Source organism: Streptomyces sp. NPDC001410 (assembly GCF_042895235.1).
Taxonomy (GTDB): domain Bacteria; phylum Actinomycetota; class Actinomycetes; order Streptomycetales; family Streptomycetaceae; genus Streptomyces.
Window position 1 is genome coordinate 1 of sequence record NZ_JBIAWE010000028.1, and the last position, 22,149, is coordinate 22,149.

Below are 22,149 nucleotides of genomic sequence, written 5' to 3' on the forward strand. Positions count from 1 at the left end.
AGGCCGCATTGACCACTCTCGCCCCAGCAGTCGCAGACCCACTCGCCCTTCGAAGCGCCACCAAACAACCTCGCCAGGACAAAACACTCTTTGAGTACTTGTTTCCGAACCTGCGAGTAACGAGCCGGACAGTGGAGCGACTTGCTCACTGACGGGCTGTGATCGAGCTCCGAACGCCGCTCGTAACGCGAGGGGGTTCGCCTGAGGTGACACCCTTTCGCCTTACATCCCTTGCGCTACTTCTAATCCACCCGGCTAAAGAGTTTACTCACAACGCTCCTGACAGATCGAAAGGTCATTGCGCACGGATCAAATGGAACCCGGCCTATCGATTGAGGCGCAACGCTATGCACTTCTTCTTGGATAGTGGAAGCTAACCATCGGCGCGAGAAGCAATAGGCGGCATCAGCCGCCGGAGGTGTTCTAATGGCGACCGTATGGCTCGAAAAGGTGTTCAACCTCAGCGACTACAGCTTCACCCTCCTCCAGAACGATGGCACGTGGAGGCCCTACTGCCGTGAACGGGGCCAGAGTTACGGCAGGGACGAAGAAATTCCGATCAACAGCGGGGAAGTTCTGCGGTTCGACCACTTCTTCATCCCGTGGGCCGACTGGGGGCGTCTACGCGTCCAGGGCCCCGAAGGAGGGGTGGACTTTGTCGTCGGACCAGCTAGCTGGTCAAGCCTGGACAACCTGCGTGGGTTCGACGACGGCCGCAATGAGATCTTCACCGTCGAGATGGGCCCCAGGGGGTCATGGTGGTCGTCCTCCGTATCACTGCACCTAGTCTTCCACAACGACGGAATGCGCTGGTCGATCTGGTCGGCGAATAACGTGGGTGGAGACATCTTGAGCAAAGCGGGATCTCTGCTGGACCAGGCTGCAACAGAACTCATCAAGAAGCTTATAGGCGGCTTGTTCAAACCCGCTGGTTAAGGCCGCTGGAACAGACCAGTTCAGATGGCGATGTGACGTCAGGTGTGTCATGCCGCCTTTCGCTCCTACAGGGCGGCTGCGCGATACCAGGGCTGCGCCGGCTGATGTGTGAGGCGACGGGTCATCAGTGTGATCGCTGCCCAGGTGATCAGGGCCTCACTGTGCTGCAGGAGCCGCTCGTAGTCGCGGACCAGCCGGCGGGCGTGCATGATCCAGCCGAGGCTGCGCTCCACCACCCAACGTCGTGGGAGGACGACGAACCCGGTCGCGTCCTTCGGCCGGGACACCGTGCGAACGGTGAGGGCCAGGAATCCCCTCGCCCAGTCGACGAGCTGGCCGGCGTAAGCGGAGTTCGCCCAGGCCGCCGTGAGTTCGGGGTGCATGAGCCGGAGCCGGAAAAGGACCTCACGTGCCGCGTCCCGGCCCTGGATGTCGGCGGGGGTGACCATGACCAGCAGCGGCAGCCCCTTCGTGTCCACGACCAGGTGTCTCTTCCTCCCGTTGATCTTTTGTCCCGCGTCGTAGCCGCGGCTGTCCCTGCCCACGGTCTCCGCAGCCTTCACGGACTGGGAGTCGATGACGATCGCAACCGCGTGCGGGGCCCGGCCCATGCCTTGGCGGATCTTCCGGCGCAGCTGGTCGCGGATGACGTTCAGGACGCCGGCGGCCGCCCACTTCGCCAGGAAGCCGTAGACCGTCCGTCACGGCGGGAAGTCGCGCGGCAGAGCACGGTATTTGCAGCCCGAATCGACCAGGTAACGGATGGCGTCCACGATGTCCCGCCGCAGCCACTTCTCCGGCCGGCCGCCCTGCGGGGTCCGGCAGGCCGGGATGGGCAGCAGGGGGTCGAGCAGGGCCCACTCGGCCACGGTGGTGTCGGAGGGGTAGGTGCGTCGGCGCACGGATTCACCTTGAGTTCGATCACGAAGGGTTTCAGGCGGCGGCCAGCAGGTCGAGCGTCGATTCGACGGCCGCGAGCTGGGTGACCACGTAGGCGATCCACTTGTCCTTGGGGTGCAAGGCCGCATGCGGGGCAACGGTGCCGGTCATGAGCCGGCGCACCTCGACGAGCTTTTCGTGGATCTCCGCGATCTCGTACTGCGCAGCACCTCGGGATCGCCGCTGGAGCGGTAGCCGTCGGTCAGTGTCCAGACGGTCGGTGGCCAGCCCTTCTCCGCGGCCTGGTCGCGCAGCATCGCCAGTCCGGCACGGACCTGGCTCTGGGTCAGCTCGGTGGCTCTCATCAGCTGCGGCAGCGTCAGCCCGACGCCCTGGGCCTCGAAGAGCACCTTGCGGATGCGGTCGGCGTGGGAACGGGCCGCATCGCCCTTCCGCCGCGGCCGGCTCTTGCGGCGCTTGGCTTTGCGGGGCACGGCTACTGGCCCCTGATCAGCCGCTCTAGCTCGGCGTCCAGGTCCACCTGGCCGGTGTCCACGGCCTGCTCCACCCACTCCAGCGTCGCCTTCACCCTGCCCACGTTCTCGTGCACGACAGCACGTTCTTCGTCCGACAGCTGGCGGTCCCGCAGGCGCGGGACGACCCGTCCGGCCGTGGCGACGAACGCGTGGAAGGCCCCGATCAGGTCGATGAACTCGATCGAGTGTCGATACGGCGGACGGTGCGGCCGATCGGCGAGTTGCGGCGGAAGTCCTCCCTGGTCTCCTCGTCGTTGTGGTGCTGGGCCTCGTTGACGAGGAACCGGGTGGTGTCGTCGGCCATGGCCCGCCGCGCGACCGTGGGACGGCGCAGGATGTTCGTGGTGACCTCGGTGGCGACGTCGTCGTCCCGGGTGAACTCCTCCACCACCCGCACCTTGTCCTCCGCCTTCACCTGGGAGGCCACCGCCGGTCGGCGCAGGAAGTCGGTGGTCACCTGGGCGGCGACCTCTTCGTCACGGGCCAGGCGGTGGATCGCCCGCACCTTCTCCTGCGGCGTCTCCGGCTTGGTCACCTGCTGGCCCACCCGGCGCTTGGCCGCATCCGGTGTCCACCGCTTCCGGCCGTGCCTGTCCTCTGGCGGGTTGTCCAGCGCGGCGAAGCGTTCTTCGTCGTCGGGGATGCTGGCCAGGGTGCCGTGGATGGAGTGCGAGACGTCCGGGTTGCGGTGGCCGGCCGGGAACCGGGAGGCCGTCCAGCGGTGCCGCTCGATCGTGCCGTAGGGGATGCCGGTGTCCTCCGACAGCAGGTGCAGCGACTCCGTGACGGAGTACAGGTCATCGTCCCCGTTCGGCATGGACCCGCCGTGCGGCCCCAACGGGGCCACTTCCAGGGCGCGGTCCCCGACGACGAACTGGATCCGGTGATCCTCCCGCATCTCGGCCCGCAGCTCGGCGACATCTCGTCGTACCGCTCCCGCGTCACATTGTCGATCTTCACGTTGGTGCCGGGCATGGCAGGCACCACCCCCGCGGGCCGGGGCACGGACTCCTTCGCGCCGTGTCGGGACTCGGCCAGCACGACCACACCGTCCAGCGCGACACGCGAGATCATCAACAACCGACCGCAATTGGCCGTAAACTGAGTGAGTTGACTGCTCCAGCCGTTCCCGCTGCCGTCACTGTGACGGTTCGCTGAACGCTTCGCCCGCCGCCTCCAAGCCCGGGTCCGGCACTTCCCGCCGCAGTAGACGGCGTCCGAGCGCCGGTCGACCCCGGCCACCCAGCGGGCCCCGCACTCCGGGCACTCCCGCTCGCCCTCGCCCCGCTGCACGGCCGCCAGGCGCCGCTTCAGCCGACGGTCAACCCGCCACTGCCTGGAGCGACACGCTGTCGAGCAGTTACAGAGCGTCGGACCGCGCCCCCGGCCGCAACCGCTCATCGCAGCCGGGCACCGACGCCCGGCGTCCCCGGACACCCAACCAGGCTACGGCGCCCAGGCTACTCAGAATCCGGGATCGCAAACAGGCACTTCAGCAGTGCTTGCCGTGGGCGGAGACCAGTGCCACGTCCTCCGCCCTCAGTCGAAGGGCGTGGCGGGAGGTGTCCTTGCCCCGGGCCGGATCCGGGTCCCAGAGCCAGACGGTGTCGCCGCTCGCCTGGAAGGAGAGAACGGGGTGGGTCGTGGGCACGGGACCGTTGATGACGGGGATCTTCGGGTTGAGTGGTTCGATGCAGACGAGGTCGCCCTGGATACCGAAGTAGGCGGGCGCGCGACGGCCTTCGGCGGCGGCGTCCATCGTCCGGTCGGCGGCCCTCTCCACGCCGTTCAGTGCGCCGGACGCCACGGTGAGAACCATGACCAGCACCATCAGGGGTACGGTCCAGCGGACCAGCCCGCCGACGCCCGTCTGTACGTTGAAGTGCCGGGCCCAGCCGGCCAGTGCGACGAGGACCAGCCCGCATCCCGCGGCCGTGGCCAGCGGCCGGAATGCCACGACGTACTGCCAGTAGAAGGCCACGTGCACCGTGTCGGCCGGGATCCCGAAGAAGTCCTCCAGGTACATGGCGTGCAGGAACGAACCGACCCACGGCAGGACGAACGGCAGCGGTGCGGCCAGGACCGGCAGGAACCACTGCATGTTGCGGCTGAACCAGGACTCACTCAGGGCATACCACAGGCCGAAGATCGTAAAGCCCATGAGGAGGGTGAGGAGGACTCCGGCGAACTGCTTGGACAGCCCCGCCGGTTGGGAGTCCGCCCAGAGGAACCCGAAGGCGGTCAGGCACCAGACCAGAGTTACGCCGATCGCCAGCCGGACGAGCCACGGGCGTGGCTCGTTCGCGGACACCCACGTGCCCACCGGCCAGCATGTACCCAGCGGCCACGCCAACGCCAGGAGCCGCCATGGGGTCGCGAAGGCGCCGAGGACCATTCCGCACGCGAGGCTGACGATGACGACCGCGCCGATGACCGCGCTCATGATCGCCTTACGACGCGGATCGGCCGACTGGTAGCGTCCCCGAGGCCCGATCGACTTGCGGATGTCGTGCACGTCGGGGTCGAAGGGCGCGCCCCCTATGTTGCGTTGCCCCAACTCCGCGAGTGCCTGGTCCCGTTGCTCCTCGGTGTGCTCGCCGCGTAGGTGCAGGGTGTGTCGCAGGTCCCACCCGCCCACGGCTATCCAGTGCTCGGCGAGCCACCGCAGAGCGGGGCTCACGCCGTCCGGCACCTTGTGATGGACGTGGTACGTCGTGTTCGGCTCGGCGGGCTTGGGGCGTACGAGCTTGGCCTCGCGTACCCAGACGTCCAGCTTCCGCCGGGCGGCGAGTGTCGTCACCTGCTCGCAGGCCATCGACCTGGCGGTCAAGCGGGAGCCGCGGAGCGGGACTTCGACGATCAGCGCGGAGTATCCGTCGTCCGCGCCGACCGCGTCGCCGTCCCGCGCCGGGCGCACCCGCCATCCCTGAGCGGCGAACACGCTCTCCGCCAACTCCAGTTCGTCACGGTCGTCGCGCACTTCGACGGCCAGACGCACCCGGCGGTTGAAAGGCTCCGACCTCACCCGCGGTTGCGGGCGGCGAACGCCACGAACTCCGTCCAGGAGGCCGGGGCGAGGGCGAGCTGGGGGCCGGTGGTGTTCTTGGAGTCGCGGACGTGGATGGTGGTGGGGCAGGTGGCGACTTCGATGCATTGGCCGGAGTCGTCGCCGCTGTAGCTGCTTTTGAACCAGACCAGTTCGGTTATGCTCATAGCGCTCCTCGCATCCGCTCCAACAGGCTCCGGGAATCCTCCGGAGTTAGAGCCTGTGAGCGAAGTTTCCCATACCGCATGTGGAGCGCGCTGATCTTCTTCGCGTCGGTGATGAACTGGCTGTTCTCCTGTCCCTCGCAGTACGCGAACCACTCGGTGTCCGGCGTCTCCAGTAGCCGGATCGGGCCATCCATGCTGGCGTGAGCGCCGCGGGACATCGGCAACATCTGGATCTCCACGTTTCGTGGTTCCGTCGCCTCCAGGATGTGTTCGATCTGTTCGCGCATGGACTCTGGGCCGCCGGTCTGCCGCAGGATCACGTGCTCCTCGATGACGAAACTGAACGCTGTGTTGGGGCGCTCCCTCAGCAGCGACTGACGTGCCAGCCGCGCCGTGATCTGAGCCTCGATTTCTGAGTCACTGAGCATTGGGACTCGCTCGCTGAAGATCGCGCGCCCATACGCCTCCGTCTGCAACAACCCCGGCACCAACCGGTTCTCGAACGTGTACAGACTGATCGCCTGCGCCTCCAGCTCCGCCCACTGCCGGAACCACGAGGCCAGCCCCTTCTCCCTGGTCGCGTGCTTGTACACCTCCCTCAGCACACCGAACGCGTCCAGGACTTTCTCCGCCCGCTCGACGAACGCCCGGGGCGGAAACCGCCGCCCCTGCTCGATGGAAGCGATGGTCGCCGGCTGGTACCCGACCAGCGGTGCGTACTGCTCCTGCGTGTAACCCGCCCGCTTGCGAAAGGCCTTGTGTGCCGCGCCGAACGCCTTCAGGCTGTCGGACGGTTCGGGCTCGTTGGTGGCCTGCTCGATGCTCATGGTGCTGTCACTCATATCGACCAAGGGTCACGGAAAGTCACGATGACTGTCCAGAGCGTGAACTCGTACAGTGCGCAGCGTACGAGTTCTGTCGCTGGTCGACTCCCGTGCCCGGCGGGACGGTTGGGGCATGCAACGTACGTTCACCCAGCTCTTCAGCGCGACATCGCACGGTGCCCGGCAGGCGCGGCAACTGGTGGCGAACCGGATGAATGTATGGGGGTTCGCACACGGAAGCGAGGTGAGCGACACCGTCACCCTCATCGCCGCCGAACTCGCCGCGAACGCCGTACGACACGGTCGGGTCCGGGGGCGCGGCTTCCGCGTACGGCTGTTGCTGGACGGGGAGGTCGTGCGCGTGGAGGTGCTGGACGCGCGCGTGGCACGGCTCCCCATGCGGGCGCAGGGGGAGCCGGACGAGGGCGGGCGCGGGCTGCTGATTGTGGAGGCGCTGGCGGAGAAGTGGGGTGTGGAAGTCCGCCCGGACGGCGTGTACAAGGCGGTCTGGGCGGACGTCCTGCTCAGCTGATCGGCGCGTACAGCACTCCCAGTTTGTCGATCTCGTCGCCGGAGCGGCCGGTGAAGCCGACGATCTGCCAGCCGGACGGCGCGGTGAAGGTGGCGGTGTCCGTGGTGGCCGTACCGACGGACAGGGTGCGTCCCTTGTCGGTGCCGAAGGCGGCCGAGAAGATCCGGGTACGGCCGTCCTTCTGGCCCTCCGTCAGCTTCACCGAGGTGAGGTGCTCACCGGAGGCCAGGGTCAGGGAGGTCGCCGTACCGCCCGTGCCGCCGTGGCCGAGGACGGCGCCGCCGTCGTGGGTGAGGGAGACCGCGTCCAGGCGGGCGGCGCCGCGCAGGGTCAGCGTGCGCGGGGCGAGGGCGGCCGGGAGGCCGTCGGCGTCGTTGAAGGCCGTGCCGTGCGGGCCGCCGAAGAAGTCGCTCGCGCGGAGCTTGGGGTTGAGGGCGTAGGAGAAGTCGACGGTGTGCGGGAAGTGGTCGGAGAGGTTGCCGCCGCTGGAGTCCAGGAACTTGGCCCACTCGTCGTTGTAGCGGGTCGCGTTCAGGGAGACCAGGTTGCTGCCGCGATAGAGGACCTTGTCGACCACCTCGCAGTCGTTCGGCGGAGCCGACGTCGGGCACAGCAGCGGGTCGGCGCCCTGCGTGGGTGCCGTACCGCCCAAGACCTGCTGCACCCACGCGTCGGTCAGGCCGTTGTCGTCGACGAGCGTGCGGATGTTGTCACCGGCGCGGGTGTAGCGGGTGTTGGTGTCGCCCATGACGATCACCGCGTTGCCCGCCGAGTTGGCCTTGATGAACGCCGACACCTGGGCGATGTTGGCGCGGCGGGCGGCGAGGGCGTCGTCGGTGTCGTCGGCGTTGGGGTGCAGGTCGTACAGGTCGACGAAGACACCCTCGGCCAGACGCACCCGGGCCAGCGTGAAGCCCTTCGGGGTCAGGCAGTTGGTGCCGGTGCAGTCGTTCCACTTGACCCGCTCGAAGTCCTCGAACGGGTACTTCGAGAGGGTGTTGAGGCCGTCTCCGATGCCGGCGCCGCCGCTGGTGGCCGTGCGGTACGGGTGGTTGTCGCCCGCGTAAAGCGCCGCGTGGTAGTTGAAGTCCTCCTGGACGTTCACGATGTCGTAGCCCACCAACCGCGGTGAGATCAGCGGGGTGTTGGTGGCCGGATGGCTGGAGCTGAGGCCCTCCGGGAGGCCGGCCACGTTGTACGTGAGCACGTTGAACGTGCCGGTGGTGGTCGCGGCCTGGGCGGTGCCGTTGGAGGCGGTGAGTCCGGCGAAGGTCAGGGCGCCGGCCGCGAGGGCGGTGAGGAGTCGTCTCATGGGTCGCATGGGGAACATGTTCATGCCAAGATGTTGGATTTTGAAGGATAGTTGAGAAGACTGTTCAACATTAATGTGTGACGCACCCGTGGCCGGCCGGGCGAACAGGCGCCGGCCGGCAACGGGTGCGTCGGGACCCTGTCGGTCAATCGGTCTCCGAGGAGGGCGTCTCGGAGAGGATGAACGAGAACTCCGCGGGCTCGGCACGCAGGTAGTACTGGGGCAGCGGGCCGGGGCCGCAGGACTGGGAGCCGAGGCCGTGCTGGCCGTGGTCGAGGTTGATCCAGACCGCGTCGTCAGGGGTGAGGTCGGTTCGGTGGGCCGCCGCGTCCAGCTGCTCGGTGGTCCAGCGGCGGGCGGTGAAGTAGAACTCCGGGTCGCCCTCTACGCGCAGGCCGCCGATCTCCGCCCAGCGGACGTCGGCCCGGGCGCCGTTCTCCTGCGGACGGACGTACGGCGTCTGCAGGTCGTCCACGGTCGACTCCCAGCGGCCGACCGCGGACGCCGTCCTGCTGTCCGAGTACGCCTCACCGGGGCCGCCGCCGTACCACCGCACACGGTCGGCCGCGGACAGTCCGAAGCGGATGCCGAGCCGGGGCAGCGGCACGGTCCAGTCGCCCTCCGGTGTCACGGACACGGTCAGCCGCAGACGGGTTCCGTCCGACGTCCAGCGGTACACGGTCGACAGCCCGATCTCCCGGGCCGCGGGCGCCACCCGGGTGCGGACCGTCAGCGCGTCGTCGCCCAGCTCCACCGCGTCGAGGCGGTGCCGCATACGGTGCAGGCCGAGACTGCGCCACAGCAGGCCGTGGCGGATGCCCGTCTGCCAGGCCGCGCCGTCGTCGTTGTCGGTCGTCGCCCGCCACACGTCCAGGCGCAGCCCGGTGACGGCCACCCCGCCGACGGTGCGCAGCGCGCCGGTGCGGGCGTCGAAGGAGGCCGGGCCGAGGGTGATCAGGCCGTCCCCGAGCACCGGACCGTCCGTCGCCGCGACCGCCGGTGTCTGGCGCGCGGACACGGCGAACTGCCCCCAGGCGACGACATGGTCCCGGGGCGCCCAGGGGGTGTCGGCGGCGAGCACCGCCCGTACCGTCCAGTGGGCCTCGCCCGCGGGGGCGCCGGCCGGCGGCTCGGGCAGCTTCACCTCGGCCGACTCGCCGGGCGCCAGCGCGGGCACCGTCAGCGCGCCGGAGCCGACCGTCTCGCCCTCCACCTGGTACGACCACGTGAAGGCCAGCGCGGACAGGTCGGCGAAGTCGTACTTGTTGGTGACGCGGACGGTGCCGCCGCTGCCGTCGCCCTCGACGGCGACCGGCTCGATCACCTTCTTGAACTCGACCAGGCCGGGTGAGGGCTGCCGGTCCGGGAACAGCAGGCCGTCGCAGACGAAGTTGCCGTCGTGCAGCTCCTCGCCGAAGTCGCCGCCGTACGCGTAGCCGTACCGCTCGTCCTTGATGCCGTGGTCGATCCACTCCCAGACGAAGCCGCCCTGGAGCCGGTCGTACGACTCGAAGAATCGCTGGTAGTCGGCGAGTCCGCCGGGGCCGTTGCCCATGGCGTGGGCGTACTCGCAGAGGATGAAGGGGAGTTCGCGGCGCTTGTGGGTGCCGCCGTCGAGCCCGCGGCCGATCCCCTCGACCTCGGCGTGGTCGGCGTACATCCGCGAGTACATGTCCGTGTCACGGCAGTTGATATCGCCCTCGTAGTGCACGAGCCGCGAGGAGTCCCGGCTGTGGATCCACTCGGCCATGGCGGTCAGTCCGCGGCCGGTGCCGGCCTCGTTGCCGAGGGACCAGATGAGGACCGACGGGTGGTTCTTGTCCCGCTCGACCATGCGGGCGGCGCGGTCGAGCAGCGCCGGGGTCCAGCGGTCGTCGTCGACGGGGTTGTCCCGCCAGGACTGCTCGGTGAAGCCGTGGGTCTCCAGGTCGCACTCGTCGATCACCCACAGGCCCAGCTCGTCGCACAGGTCGAGGAAGGCCGGGTGCGGCGGGTAGTGGGAGGTGCGGACGGCGTTGATGTTGTGCCGCTTCATCAGCAGCACGTCCTCCCGCATGGTCTCCAGGTCGAGCGCGCGCCCCTTCTCCGGGTGCCACTCGTGCCGGTTGACACCCTTGAAGAGCACCGCCCTGCCGTTGACCTTGATCAAGCCGTCCGACAGTTCCACCGTGCGGAAGCCGATGCGCAGTGGCACCCGCTCGCCCTCGGTGGCCAGCACGCCGTCGTACAACTGCGGACGCTCCGCCGTCCACGGTTCGACCGGCACCGTCACCGGCTCGCCGGTCGCGGTGTCGATGCCGAGGCCGGGGACGGTCACCCGGCCGTCCACGTCGGAGTCGACGCGCAGCGTGCCGGTGCCCGTCACGTGGTCGTAGGAGGCGTGCACGAAGAAGTCGAGGGCGCTGCCCGCCGGGCGGTGCAGCAGCGTGACGTCACGGAAGATGCCGGGCAGCCACCACTGGTCCTGGTCCTCCAGATAGGAGCCGGCCGACCACTGGTGGACGCGGACCGCCAGGACGTTGCCCTCGGCCTTAAGCAGATGGCCGACCGCGAACTCGTGCGGCAGCCGGGAGCCCTTGAACTCGCCGATGTCCGTGCCGTTCAGCCAGATCCGGGCACAGGACTCCACACCGTCGAAGCGCAGGACGGCACCGCCGTCGGCCGGCCAGTGGGCCGGCAGGTCGAAGACGCGCAGATGGTCGCCGGTCGGGTTCTCGGTCGGGACGCGGGGCGGGTCGACCGGGAACGGGTAGAGGTGGTTGGTGTAGATGGGGAAGCCGTGCCCCTGGAGGACCCAGTGGCCGGGGACCGACACCTCCGCCCAGCCACCGGCGTCGTACCCGTCCTGCGCGAAGGAGTCGTCCTCGGCGTCGGCCGTGTCCGACAGTCTGAAGCGCCAGCTGCCGTTCAGCGAGAGGGACGTGGCGTCCGAGGACGCGTACCAGGCCCGGGGCGGCAGCGCCCCGGATCCCGGCGAGACATCCTCGACGTACTCGGTGGTGGTGCGGAAGGACATCGGTCTCCTAGCTCAGCCCTTGATGCCGGTCTGCGCGATTCCCTGGACCAGCCAGCGCTGGAGGAAGAGGAAGACGAACAGCAGGGGCAGGATGGAAATGGCGGTCGCCATGAAGATCAGGTGGTAGTTGACGGTCTGGTTGGTCATGTACGACGACAGCGCGACCTGGACCGTCCAGGCGCTCGGGTCCTGGCCGATGACCAGCGGCCACAGGAACGAGTTCCAGCCGTTGATGAAGGTGATCGTGGCGATCGCGGCGAAGAAGTTCAGCGAGTTCGGCACCACGACACGCCAGTAAGCGCCCCAGTAGCCGAGCCCGTCCACGCGCGCCGCCTCCTCCAGCTCCTTCGGGAACCCGAGGAAGTACTGCCGGAACAGGAAGCAGGTGAAACCGCTGAAGAGGCCCGGGATGATGAGGCCGCGGTAGCTGTCGACCCAGCCGAGGGACGACACGAGGACGAAGCTCGGGACGAAGGTGACGGCCGTGGGGACCATGAGGGTCACCAGGACGCCGTAGAAGATCTTGTTGGCGTGCCGGTAGGGGATGCGGGCCAGGGCGTAGCCCGCGAGGGAGCACACGAGCAGCGTGCCGACCGTGTGCAGGATGCCGACGACCAGCGAGTTCCACATCGACTGGCCGAAGTCGACCGTGGGGTCGTCGAACGGCTCGGTGATGTTGCCCCACTGGAGGTGGGTGGGGAAGAACTTCCAGTTCTCGCCGGTGATCTCCGGGTCCGTGGACAGGGCGTTGCGGACCAGCAGGTAGAAGGGGACGAGGAAGAGGAGCGCGGCGACGCTGGTGGCGATGTAGAGGCCGGTGGAGCTCATCACGCCGCCGCGCCTGGCGCGCTTGCGGGTCTCGGGCACGGTGGTGGTCACCTGGACTCGTCACCCCTTCCGAATCCCATGATCCTGCCCTGGAACAGGGTGACGACGCAGATCAGCACGGTCAGCACCATGGCGCCGGCGCTGCCCTTGCCGTAGTTCTGGTCCTGGCCGAGGGCGGTGTAGTACAGGTCGACGAGCGGCGGGCGGCCCCAGGTCGTCTTGGACAGCAGGTTGAAGAACTCGTCGAAGGCCTGGTAGGCGGCGACGAGCAGCAGCAGGATCACGGCCGTGGACGTGGCCCGCAGCTGCGGCAGCGTGATGTACCGGAAGGTCTGCCAGCCGGGCCTCGCGCCGTCGATGGCCGCGGCCTCGTACAGCTCCTGCGGGATGTTCTGCAGAGCGGCCAGGAACAGGATCATGTAGAAGCCGGACTGCAGCCACAGCCGGGCGGTGACGATGACCAGCCAGTACCAGGGCGGGTCGGGGTTGGCGAGCCAGGCGACGTTGTCCACGCCGAACCAGCCGACGACGGTGTTCGCCAGGCCGAAGCGCACCCCGTTGAAGAGGGACATCTTCCAGATCAGCGAGGCCGCGACATAGCTGCACGCCGTCGGCAGGAAGAACACCGAACGGTAGAACGCCCGCATGATCCTCAGACGGTTCACCAGCAGGGCGAGGCCCAGGGAGACCGCCCAGGTGGTGGGCACGATGAACGCGGCGAAGACGGTGAAGGTGACCAGCGAGCCGGTGAACTGGGTGTCCGAGAAGATGTCCCGGTAGTTGTCCAGACCGACGAAGTCGCTGGGCGTGACGGTGAAGCGGGCCTCGAAGAAGCTGAGGTAGAGGCTCCAGAGGATGGGGATGTAGACGAAGACGATCAGCCCGATCAGGAACGGGCTGGTGAAGAGCCAGAAGTTGAAGGTGCGGCCGGCGCGCAGCCCCCGCCGCGGCCGGGGCTTGGTGACCTCGGCCGGGGCGGGGCTCGCGAGACCGCGCGTGGTGGTCGTCGACATGTCGTGGTCCGCCCGGCGGCCTATCCGAACAGCTTCTTCAGTTCGGCGTTCACCGTCTTGTCGCACGTGTCGAGCGCGGCCTGAGGGTCACCGCCCTTGCGGACGCAGTCGGCGAAGACGTTCTCCGTGGCGGTGATCATCGCCTGGGTCCAGCCGATGTTGTCGAAGTGCCCGTACTCGTCGAAGAGCTTCACGCCCTCGGCCGGCAGGCCCGACTTCAGCTTGCTCGCCGACTGCGCGATGGAGGTGCGCGGCGGGATGTGGAAGCCGTACGAGGTCGCCCAGTCCTCCTGGTACTTCTTCTGGTCGATCCACAGCCACTTCACGTACTCCTTGGCCGCGTCGACGTTCTTGCCCTTGGCGTTGACGAACATCGACCAGCCGCCGTTGTAGACCGAGGGCTTGCCCGCGTCGGTGACCTTCGGGAACGGCATGATGCCGAGGTCGTCGCCGAGGGTCTGCTGGAACTGCGGCATGGCCCACATGCCGCAGAACTGGATGGCGCACAGGCCCTGGTTGAGCGCGGAGGGGTCCCAGAAGTCGGCCGGGGCGTCGAGCAGGAGGTCACCGCTGGTGAAGAGCCTTCGCATCTTCTTCAGACCCTCGACCACGCCGTCCGTGTGGTAGGCGATCTGGTTCTTGTCGTCGAGGGTGTCCGCGCCGGCCGACCAGATCAGCGGGTTGATCACCGCGTGCAGGTCGTTGCCGAGGAAGAGGCCCTTGACCTTGCTCGTGGTCAGCTTGGCGGCCGCCTCGATCAGCTCGTCCAGGGTGGTGGGCGGCTGGATGCCCGCCTTCTCCAGCAGGGACTTGCGGTAGAAGAAGAACTGCGGGTCGTCGATCATCCGGACGCCGTAGATCTTGCCGTCGACCGTGTGCGACTTGATGTCGGCCTGGTTGAAGTCGTCCTTGACCGGGTCGATGAGGTCGGTCAGGTCCGCCACCTGCCCGCTCTTGACGAGCTGGATCTGCGGGTGGAACTCGAACAGGTCCGGCGCCTGGTCGGTGAGCAGCGACGCGAACAGCTTGCTCTCGAAGTTGGAGCCGGTGATCCACTGCGTGGTCACGTCGGCCTTCGAGTACGCCTTGGCATAGCGCTTGATGGCCTGCTCGGTGCCGGCCTCGCCGTACGCGTGGAAGTACTGGACGAGGTTCTTGCCCGAACCGGAGCCGCCGCCACGGCCGTTGTTGCCGCCGCACGCGGCGAGCGTGCCGGCGGCGGCCAGGCCCGCTGCGGCCCGGAATATCGATCGGCGGTCCCAGTTGCTGCTCAGTGCCGACATGCTGACGTCCTTGTCTGTCGAGTGCTGCCGCGGCTCTGCACTTGAAAGCCAGTTGGCTCGAATTGCCTTGCGGTGCGGGGACGTTAACCTTCGGCTAAGGCTTCGGCAAGGGGTTGGACGAAGTCTGTTCGAAGCGTTGTGTCCGGTTCGGAATTCCGAACAGGACTTCAGGGAAAGGGAGATGAGGGCCGCCGGGTCAGGGATGTGGCCGGCGGCCCTCGGTCACGGGGTGGCGCGGACTACTGCCTGGTCCAGGCCTCGTTGGTACCGCCGTTGCAGCTGTAGAGGATCACCTTGCTGCCGTCGGCGGTCGCCTGCCCGCTGACGTCCAGACACTTGCCCGAGGCCTCGTTGACGATCTGGCCGTTGGAGTTCAGCAGCCAGCGCTGGGTGCCGTCACCGGTCGCGGCGGACGATGTCAGCCCCGAACTCCCGGCCGTCAGATAGCCGTTGGCACCCTTGAGCGTGCCGTCCGCGTCGTACGACCACGACTGCCCGGCCGAGCCCGCGCAGGTGGCGAGCGCCGCACCCGTGGCGTCGGCGGTCAGGCACTTGCCCGACTGCTCGCCCACCAGCGCCCCGGTCAGCGCCGAACTGCCGTGACCCCGCTGGTCGAAGACGTACGTCGTGATCGAGCGGGCCGCGAGCGTCGCCGTGGCCGTACCACCGCGGACGGCCGGCTTCGCAACCTTGGCCCAGTTCTCGTCGGCCGAGGTGCGCACGGCCTGGGTGGCCCGGACCGGCGTCGCGCTGTTGAAGTGCAGGTTCAGGGGGGTGGCTGTGGTGTTGTGGTTGTTCACCACGACGACCCACTGTCCGTCCCGGTCGTAGGCCGACACCTCCACGCCGTCCGGCGCCCCGGTCACGTTGTGCGCGACCGAGCCCGGCTGCACGAACTTGCTGTACTGGCCCAGCGCGTAGTAGCGCTTGGTGAAGTACAGGCTCTGGTTGCCGTTCGTGGCGTAGTTCGGGTCGTAGTAGATCAGGCCGTCGTTCCAGCCGTCGTCGTTCTTCGCCAGCGGGTCGCTGCCGATCATCTCCGACAGGGCCACCCACCACTGGAACGCCGAGTCATGGGCGGTCGCGAAGTCCTTGTAGATGATCCGCGACAGGTTCAGCCCGCCGTCGATCGTCGGGTCGTACTCCTGCGCCCAACCCGTACCGCCCTTGCCGAAGCAGCAGATCTCCGTCGACCAGGACTGCTTTCCGGCCGCCTTGGAGGTCTCGTAGATCTTCGCCCGGTCCGCGTCCGACGGGTTGTCGTACGTGTGGTGGGCCAGTTTGGACACGTACTGGGCGGTGTCCGGCTGCGAGATCCACTGTGGCAGCTCGGAGTTGAACTGAGTCGTCTTGCTGGACTCGTCCGCGATGATGCCGGTCTTCTGGTGGCGTGCCCGCTGCTCGGCGCCCAGTGCGCGCACGATGTCGTCGCGCTGGTCGACCGGCACCGGCATGCCCTCCTGGCCGCAGTCGGCGAAGCTGTTGTCCGGCTCGTTGAAGGGGCTGATGTAGTCGAGCCGGACGCCTTGCCGGGCGAAGTGGTCGGTGACGTCGGCTATGTACTCGGCGAAGTCCTGCTCGTTCTCGGCCTTGAGATAACCGCCGCAGCTCTTGCCGTTCGTCGTCCAGGCGGCGGGAGCGCTGTTGACGAACCCGATCAGGTCCTTCACGCCGTACTTGGCGGCCGCGTACAGGAAGTACCGGCCCGCCCTGTCCTTGCTCCAGTCGTAACCGCCGTCGGAGGTCAGGAAGTCCTCGGGGGCACGCGGCGCGTACGTCACGCCGGTTCCGCCTCCGCCGATGTTGTAGCGGTACGCGCTCAGGTCCAGGCCCTGCCGCGAGAACAGCAGCTCGGCGACCCGGGCCTGGACCTTGGGGTCGAAGTTCTTGAGGTCGTTGACCCACCAGGCACCCGAGGCACCGAAGTCGTCGATGGTCTGGGCGGCGTGCGGGGAGACCTCGGCGGGGGCGGGGGAGTCGGCGGCGGTCGCGGGTGGGGAGGTGAGCAGGGCTCCCGTGACAGCCAGTGCGGCGGAGGCTGCGAGGAGGAGAGATCTCCTGGTGCGGGGGTGAGACACGTGCATCCCTTCCGTCGTCATGAAGGCGGTGCGGTACGGCTCCTTGCGGGTGCGGTGGTGCGCTTCGTGCCGGTCCTCTGCCCGACGGACTGCAGGGCCCCCTCCAGCGCGAACGTGGCCGCGCCCAGGGACACCGGGTCGGTGGGGATCGGGGAGAGGACGATCTCGGTGGCGGCCAGCGGCCGCCGCAGCGCGTGCCGGGCGACGGCCGCGCGTACCTCGTCGAGCAGCGGCTCGCCCAGCCGGGACGCCACCCAGCTGCTGAGCACGACCACTTCGGGGTTGAGGAGGTTGATCAGATCGGAGATCCCGGCGCCCAGGTAACGGGCGGTGTCCCGGACCACCTTGAGCGCCACCGGGTCGTCCGCGGCGACCGCCCGGGCCAGCGCGTCGATGGTGGCCGTCTGGTCCTCGGGGTGCAACAGCGTGGACTGCGGGCTGAGTTCGCGCAGGTTCTGCATGATGCCGGGCGCGCCGACGTACGTCTCCACGCAGCCGTGGTTGCCGCAGTGGCACAGCCGCCCGTCCAGCACGAGCGTGGTGTGCCCCCACTCGCCGGCGCTGTTGCTCACGCCCCGATGCAGCCCGCCGCCGAGCGCGAGTCCGGCGCCGACGCCCGTGCCGAGATTGACCACCACGGCGTCCCCGCGGCCCCGCGCGGCCCCGAACCACAGCTCGGCCACCGCGCAGGCGCGCAGCGGGTTGTCCAGGTACAGGGGATAGGCGATGTGTTCGGCGAGCAGGTCGAGCAACGGGACGTCGTGCCAGTTCCAGTTGGGCGCGTACTCGGCGATGCCGGTGTCCCGGTCCACCTGGCCCGGCACGCTCACCCCGACGCCGAGCACCCGGGCCGCCTCGACCCCGGCCTGGGCGACCACCGAACCGACGGCGGCGGCGACATGGCCGACCACCTGCTCGGGACGGCTCTCGCCGGGCCGCATGTCCTCGTCGGCGCGGGCCAGCACGTTCAGCGCCAGGTCGAACAGCTCGACATGGACGTAGGTCTCCGCGATGTCGACGCCGATCAACGCGCCCCCCGACGCGTTGACGGCGACCAGGCCCCGGGGGCGGCCGCCGGCGGAGTCCTCGAAACCGACCTCGGTGATCATGCGCAGGTCCAGCAGCTCGCCGACGAGCGTGGCGACCGTGGCGAGGCTCAGTCCGGTGGCCGCGGCCAGTTCCTGCCGGGAGGTGGGAGACTCGGCGATGATCTGGCGCAGCACCTCGTAGCGGTTCGCGGTGCGGATGTCCCGTGATGTGCGCTTCACGGAGCTGCCCCTCCCATCCCGTCGGACCAGGCCGGGGCGAGGTCGGCACCGGCGCGGCGTCAGGCTATGGGCTGGGAGGGGCTTTCGACAAGGGGTTAGGAAAGGGGGTGGAGAAAGTCTGCCGTCCGTGGCTGTCCGTCAGTCTGCCAGGACGTCCCGGACGAAGGCGTTGGTGAACTTGCCGGTGGGGTCCAGGGCTTGGGCCAGGGTACGGAAGTCGACCAGGTGCTCATACCGTCGGCCGACCACGGTCGCCGGCATGGTGAAGACCTTCCCCCAGTGCGGGCGCGGGTCGAACGGGTCCAGCGCCGCCTCCAGCCGACGGACCACCGGCAGCACGGCCGCCGTGTCCTCGACCCAGGTGAAGTGCAGGGCCACCGAGTCGCGGCCGTGGGCCGGGCTGAGCCACTGCGGGTCGGCGGCGACCGTACGCACCTCGCAGGTCTGCAGGACAGCGGCGACCGTCGACCTCATGCCGTCGATCGCGGCCAGCGCATCCACGGCGGCCGATCGCGGCAGCAGATACTCCGACTGCAGCTCGTGACCGCTGCTCGGGGTGAACTCCGCCCGGAAGTGCGGCAGCCGCTCGTGCCACGGACCCGGCACCCCGAACTGCTCGGTGCAGTTGCCCGCGGGCATCCCCGGTACCGGATGCATTGCCTCGGTCGCGGGCACGGCCCACGGGAAGTCCACCGGCGCCTGATCGGTGCGGCGCTTGACCCACACCTGCCTGAAGCCCGGCTCCCGCCAGTCGGTGAACAGACTCACGCTGTACGCCGCCCCCGCCACCGCCCCGAAGTCCAGCCCCGCCAGCGGCAGTTCGGTGAACACGTACTGCTCCACCTCGTACGACGGCTCCAGGTCGAGCGTGAGCGCGGTGACCACACCGAGCGCGCCGAGGGAGGTCACGGCACCGTCGAAGCGGGCGTCCCCCCGCGCGATCGACACCGTCGAGCCGTCCGCGGTCACCAGCTCCACCTCCCGGACCGCCGCCGCGAGCGGTCCGTTGCCCACGCCCGAGCCATGGGTGCCGGTCGCCACCGAGCCGGCCACCGAAATGTGCGGCAGGGAGGCCATGTTGGGCAGCGCGAGGCCGTGGGCGTGGACCGTGCGGGCCAGCTCGGCGTACCGGACACCGCCCGAGACCCGTACCGTACGGGCCCGGTCCACCTCGATCACCGGTGGCAGGTCGGCGATCGACAGCAGGACGCCGCCGGCGCCCGGGTCGGCGATCTCGTTGAAGGAGTGGCCGCTGCCCAGCACCCGCACCTTCGGGCTCCCGGCCACCAGGGTCCGGAGCGCGTCGAGCGAGCGCGGGCGGTGGAACTCCTTCGCCGTATAGGTGATGTTGCGCGCCCAGTTGGTCACCGTGCCGGCCGTTCCCGTCATCCTGTCGTCCCTCCGGGTGAGTGCGTGTCCATTGACCCTCTCATTCGCGGCGACCTACCGTAGAGACCGGTTGCTATCCGTGCGTCACCGAGCCGGAAGGTCACTTCCTTGCCCGAGCGTCCCCAGGCACTGTTCGCCATGACCACCCAGAACGTGCCGCACATCTTTCCGCCGGAGGTGCTCGCGCGGCTACGCGCCTGCGTAGAAATCGATCCCACTCTGGTGGCGCACGACTTCACCGAGCCACGGGTCCGGGAGACCCTCGCCCGCACCGAGGTCCTCGTCACCGGCTGGGGCTGCCCCCGCCTCGACGCGGCCGCCCTGGACGCCGCCCCCAAGCTGCGCGCGGTGCTGCACGCGGCCGGCTCGGTCAAGGGGTTCACCACCCCCGAGGTCTGGCGGCGCGGCATCGTCGTCTCCTCGGCGGCCGCCGCCAACGCGCTGCCCGTCGCCGAGTACACCCTCGCGATGATCCTGCTCGCCGGGAAGGACGTCTTCGCCTTCCGGGACCTGCTGCGCGCACGCCGCACCTTCCCCTACGGCGACATCGTCCCCGGCATCGGCAACCACGGCCGCCGGGTGGGCGTGGTCGGCGCCTCGCGCATCGGCCGCCGCCTCATCGAACTGCTCCGGCCCTACGACCTCCACGTCAGCCTCGCCGACCCGTACGTGGACGCGGCCGAGGCCGCGCGGCTCGGCGTACCCCTGCTGCCCCTCGACGACCTGCTGCGCACCTCGGACATCGTCACCCTGCACGCCCCGCAGACCCCCGAGACCCGGCACCTGGTCGGCCCCCGGGAACTGGCCCTGATGCCCACCGGATCGGTGCTCATCAACACCGCGCGCGGCGCCCTCGTCGACCACGACGCACTGATCGGGGAACTGCGCACCGGACGCCTGAACGCCGTCCTCGACGTCACCGACCCCGAGCCGCTGCCCGCCGACTCGCCCCTCTTCGACCTGCCCAACGCCTTCGTCACCCCGCATCTCGCGGGCTCCCAGGGCAACGAACTGGCCCGGCTCGGCCTGACCGTCGTGGAGGAGGCCGAACGACTGCTGTCCGGGGGCGAGTTGGCCTACGCCATCGACCACACCGCGCTGGAGCGGGCGGCGTGACGGGGCGCCCGCCTCGTAAGGTGACCTGAAGACGCGAGGAAGGGGGGCCGAGCGGTGGTCAAGCGGACACAGCCCGCATCGAACGGGGACGCCTCGACCGTGCGGGACGTCGCCGCGCGGGCCGGGGTGTCCGCGTCGACCGTCTCGCGGGTGCTGGGCGGCACCTATCCGGTGGCCGCGGCGACCCGCGCCAAGGTGCTCAAGGCGATGCGCGAGCTGGACTACGTGGTCAACGCGCACGCGCGGGCGCTCGGCGGCGCCACCAACAACACGGTCGCCTTCGTGGTGGACGACGTCACCGGCCCCTTCTACGCGCACATCGCCCGCGGGGTGGAGGAGCAGGCCTCGGCGGAGGGCCGGCTGTGCATGCTGTGCACCACGCACGGCGACCCGAAGCGCATCCTCGCCGTCGTCGAGACCATGCGCGAGCAGCGCGCCGACGCGGTGATCGTGGTGGGCGGCGCCTGGGAGGACAAGGCCTACCAGGACCGCATGACCCACTTCGCCCACGCCCTGGACCGGGCCGGATCCCGGCTGGTCCTGGTCGGCCGCCCGCCGCTCGGTCCCGGAGTGCCCGCCACGGTCGTCGACTACGACAACGAGGGCGGCGCCTTCGCCCTCACCACCCACCTGCTCTCCGCCGGCCACCGCCGCATCGCCTACCTCGGCCGGGTCCCCGGCCTGTCCACCAGCGCCCAGCGGATCAGCGGCTTCACCCGGGCCCATGAACTCCTCGGCCTCACCCCCGACCCCCGGCTGATCGTCGACGGCACCTTCTCCCGCTCCTACGGCTACCAGTCCACCCGCGAACTCCTCGCTTCCGGACAGGAGTTCACCGCGATCTTCGCCGCCACCGACATGATCGCCACCGGTGTGATCCAGGCCCTGCGCGAGGCGGGCCGCCGTATCCCGGACGACGTGGCGGTGGCGGGCTACGACGACATCCCGGTCACCCGCGACGTCCACCCCGCCCTCACCACGGTCCACGTCCCCCAGGAAGAACTGGGCCGCGCCGCCGTCCGCCTGGCCCTGCACCGCGCGGAACTGCCCGACAGCCAGCATCTGGTGCTGGGGACGCATGTGGTGTTGCGGGACTCGACCCGTCGGGGCGGCTGACCGCGACAGTCACCACTGCGGATTTCGTTGTTCACCTCCTGTTGAGTGATGGAATCGAAATATATCTAGCCTTAGATATGCGATATCGGTAACGTGCGATCCATGGCTCCGACACCGCTGCCTCCCCGGCTCCCCGAAACCGACCTCACCCGCCACCGCCGCCTCCGCGACCAGGGCAGCCTGGAGCGGGCCGAGCTGGAGGCGATTCTGGACGCTGGTTTCGTCTGTCATCTGGGTGTGGTGGTGGAGGGGCGGCCGCTGGTCGTGCCGACCGTGTACGGGCGGGACGAGCGGGAGCTGTACCTCCACGGGTCCGTGGCCAGTCGCAGTCTGGCCGGTGATCTCCCGGTCTGTGTGACCGTCACGCACATCGACGGGCTCGTGCTCGCCCGGTCCGTCTTCGAGCACGGGGTGAACTACCGCAGCGCCATGATCCACGGCACCGCCCGCAAGGTCACCGACCCCGAGGAGAAGCTGGAGGGGCTGCGCCGGCTCACCGAGCACGCGACGCCGGGGCAGTGGTCGTACGCCCGGCGGCCGAACCGGAAGGAACTCGCCGCCACCACCCTCCTCGCACTCTCCCTCGAAGAGGCCTCCGTCAAGATACGGAGCGGCGCTCCCGACGACGGCGACGGGCCCGACGCGGAACTCGGTCTGTGGGCCGGGGTCCTGCCGCTCACCTCCGTCTGGGGCGAGCCCGTCGCCGACCCGGCGCTGCCGTCCGGCACCGCCGTACCGGGACACGTCGCGCGCCGTGCGGGGACCCGCCACGGCTGACCCGGAGGCAGGGGCATACGGTGAGGGGCGAAC

At 69.1% G+C, this 22,149-nt stretch carries 18 protein-coding genes and 2 pseudogenes; 6 read left to right on the forward strand and 14 right to left on the reverse strand.

From position 1 onward, the window contains the following. Nucleotides 1-426 precede the first annotated feature (426 nt). The gene (locus ACFY3C_RS41835; protein WP_390774610.1) at nt 427-936 is read left to right on the forward strand and encodes a hypothetical protein; all 510 of its coding nucleotides are present in this window, start codon (nt 427-429) and stop codon (nt 934-936) included. 65 nt (nt 937-1,001) lie between these two features. Here ACFY3C_RS41835 and ACFY3C_RS41840 read toward each other — a convergent pair. The 3 genes and pseudogenes from ACFY3C_RS41840 to ACFY3C_RS41850 form a co-directional block, all read right to left on the reverse strand. Continuing rightward, nucleotides 1,002-1,838 (reverse strand): annotated as a pseudogene (locus ACFY3C_RS41840) (IS5 family transposase). Nucleotides 1,839-1,982: 144 nt separating this feature from the next. Further along, nucleotides 1,983-2,309: a hypothetical protein gene (locus ACFY3C_RS41845; protein ID WP_390774611.1), complete on the reverse strand. Its 327-nt coding sequence runs from the start codon at nt 2,307-2,309 to the stop codon at nt 1,983-1,985. Nucleotides 2,310-2,311: 2 nt separating this feature from the next. Next, nucleotides 2,312-3,249 (reverse strand): annotated as a pseudogene (locus tag ACFY3C_RS41850) (DUF6192 family protein). Here ACFY3C_RS41850 and ACFY3C_RS41855 point away from each other — a divergent pair. Further along, nucleotides 3,178-3,456, forward strand: a complete 279-nt coding sequence (locus ACFY3C_RS41855; protein ID WP_390774672.1) for a hypothetical protein — start codon at nt 3,178-3,180, stop codon at nt 3,454-3,456. The pseudogene ACFY3C_RS41850 and the gene ACFY3C_RS41855 sit on opposite strands and share 72 nt — an antisense overlap. A gap of 387 nt (nt 3,457-3,843) precedes the next feature. Here the strand turns inward: ACFY3C_RS41855 and ACFY3C_RS41860 are convergent, their stop codons facing one another. From ACFY3C_RS41860 to ACFY3C_RS41870, 3 genes are read right to left on the reverse strand one after another with little or no spacing between them, the layout of a single operon-like run. After that, on the reverse strand, nt 3,844-5,376 hold the full coding sequence (locus tag ACFY3C_RS41860) for a hypothetical protein (RefSeq protein ID WP_390774612.1): 1,533 nt from the start codon (nt 5,374-5,376) through the stop codon (nt 3,844-3,846). Next, entirely contained in the window at nt 5,373-5,564 is a 192-nt protein-coding gene (locus ACFY3C_RS41865) for a DUF397 domain-containing protein (RefSeq protein WP_390774613.1), read from the reverse strand. The genes ACFY3C_RS41860 and ACFY3C_RS41865 overlap by 4 nt, the downstream gene beginning before the upstream one ends. Then, a complete protein-coding gene (locus tag ACFY3C_RS41870) occupies nt 5,561-6,391 on the reverse strand; it encodes a Scr1 family TA system antitoxin-like transcriptional regulator (RefSeq protein WP_390774614.1) in 831 nt (276 codons plus the stop codon). The genes ACFY3C_RS41865 and ACFY3C_RS41870 overlap by 4 nt, the downstream gene beginning before the upstream one ends. A gap of 130 nt (nt 6,392-6,521) precedes the next feature. Between ACFY3C_RS41870 and ACFY3C_RS41875 the strand changes: the two genes are divergently transcribed. Continuing rightward, nucleotides 6,522-6,920: an ATP-binding protein gene (locus ACFY3C_RS41875; RefSeq protein ID WP_390774615.1), complete on the forward strand. Its 399-nt coding sequence runs from the start codon at nt 6,522-6,524 to the stop codon at nt 6,918-6,920. Here ACFY3C_RS41875 and ACFY3C_RS41880 read toward each other — a convergent pair. From ACFY3C_RS41880 to ACFY3C_RS41915, 8 genes are all read right to left on the reverse strand, one after another. Beyond that, nucleotides 6,913-8,232 carry a jacalin-like lectin gene (locus tag ACFY3C_RS41880; protein WP_390774670.1) on the reverse strand — a complete coding sequence of 440 codons (1,320 nt, stop codon included), beginning with the start codon at nt 8,230-8,232 and terminating at the stop codon, nt 6,913-6,915. The two genes, ACFY3C_RS41875 and ACFY3C_RS41880, sit on opposite strands and share 8 nt — an antisense overlap. Nucleotides 8,233-8,377: 145 nt before the next feature. Next, a complete protein-coding gene (locus ACFY3C_RS41885; protein ID WP_390774616.1) occupies nt 8,378-11,248 on the reverse strand; it encodes a glycoside hydrolase family 2 TIM barrel-domain containing protein in 2,871 nt (956 codons plus the stop codon). A 12-nt stretch (nt 11,249-11,260) separates the two neighbouring features. Beyond that, entirely contained in the window at nt 11,261-12,127 is an 867-nt protein-coding gene (locus ACFY3C_RS41890) for a carbohydrate ABC transporter permease (protein WP_390774617.1), read from the reverse strand. Next, entirely contained in the window at nt 12,124-13,089 is a 966-nt protein-coding gene (locus tag ACFY3C_RS41895; protein ID WP_390774618.1) for a carbohydrate ABC transporter permease, read from the reverse strand. The genes ACFY3C_RS41890 and ACFY3C_RS41895 overlap by 4 nt, the downstream gene beginning before the upstream one ends. A 20-nt stretch (nt 13,090-13,109) precedes the next feature. Beyond that, a complete protein-coding gene (locus ACFY3C_RS41900; protein ID WP_390774619.1) occupies nt 13,110-14,372 on the reverse strand; it encodes an ABC transporter substrate-binding protein in 1,263 nt (420 codons plus the stop codon). A gap of 239 nt (nt 14,373-14,611) precedes the next feature. After that, nucleotides 14,612-16,456: a glycoside hydrolase gene (locus tag ACFY3C_RS41905; RefSeq protein ID WP_390774620.1), complete on the reverse strand. Its 1,845-nt coding sequence runs from the start codon at nt 16,454-16,456 to the stop codon at nt 14,612-14,614. A gap of 11 nt (nt 16,457-16,467) precedes the next feature. Continuing rightward, a complete protein-coding gene (locus ACFY3C_RS41910) occupies nt 16,468-17,718 on the reverse strand; it encodes an ROK family transcriptional regulator (protein WP_386580742.1) in 1,251 nt (416 codons plus the stop codon). Between the two features lie 138 nt (nt 17,719-17,856). Beyond that, complete coding sequence (locus tag ACFY3C_RS41915; RefSeq protein ID WP_390774621.1) at nt 17,857-19,107, reverse strand: FAD-binding protein; 1,251 nt, start codon at nt 19,105-19,107, stop codon at nt 17,857-17,859. Nucleotides 19,108-19,215: 108 nt separating this feature from the next. Between ACFY3C_RS41915 and ACFY3C_RS41920 the strand changes: the two genes are divergently transcribed. The 3 genes from ACFY3C_RS41920 (at nt 19,216) to ACFY3C_RS41930 (ending at nt 22,116) form a co-directional block, all read left to right on the forward strand. Further along, nucleotides 19,216-20,223 carry a hydroxyacid dehydrogenase gene (locus tag ACFY3C_RS41920; protein ID WP_390774622.1) on the forward strand — a complete coding sequence of 336 codons (1,008 nt, stop codon included), beginning with the start codon at nt 19,216-19,218 and terminating at the stop codon, nt 20,221-20,223. 54 nt (nt 20,224-20,277) lie between these two features. Further along, nucleotides 20,278-21,339, forward strand: a complete 1,062-nt coding sequence (locus tag ACFY3C_RS41925) for a LacI family DNA-binding transcriptional regulator (protein ID WP_390774623.1) — start codon at nt 20,278-20,280, stop codon at nt 21,337-21,339. A 102-nt stretch (nt 21,340-21,441) separates the two neighbouring features. After that, on the forward strand, nt 21,442-22,116 hold the full coding sequence (locus ACFY3C_RS41930; protein WP_390774624.1) for a pyridoxamine 5'-phosphate oxidase family protein: 675 nt from the start codon (nt 21,442-21,444) through the stop codon (nt 22,114-22,116). Nucleotides 22,117-22,149: the final 33 nt, after the last annotated feature.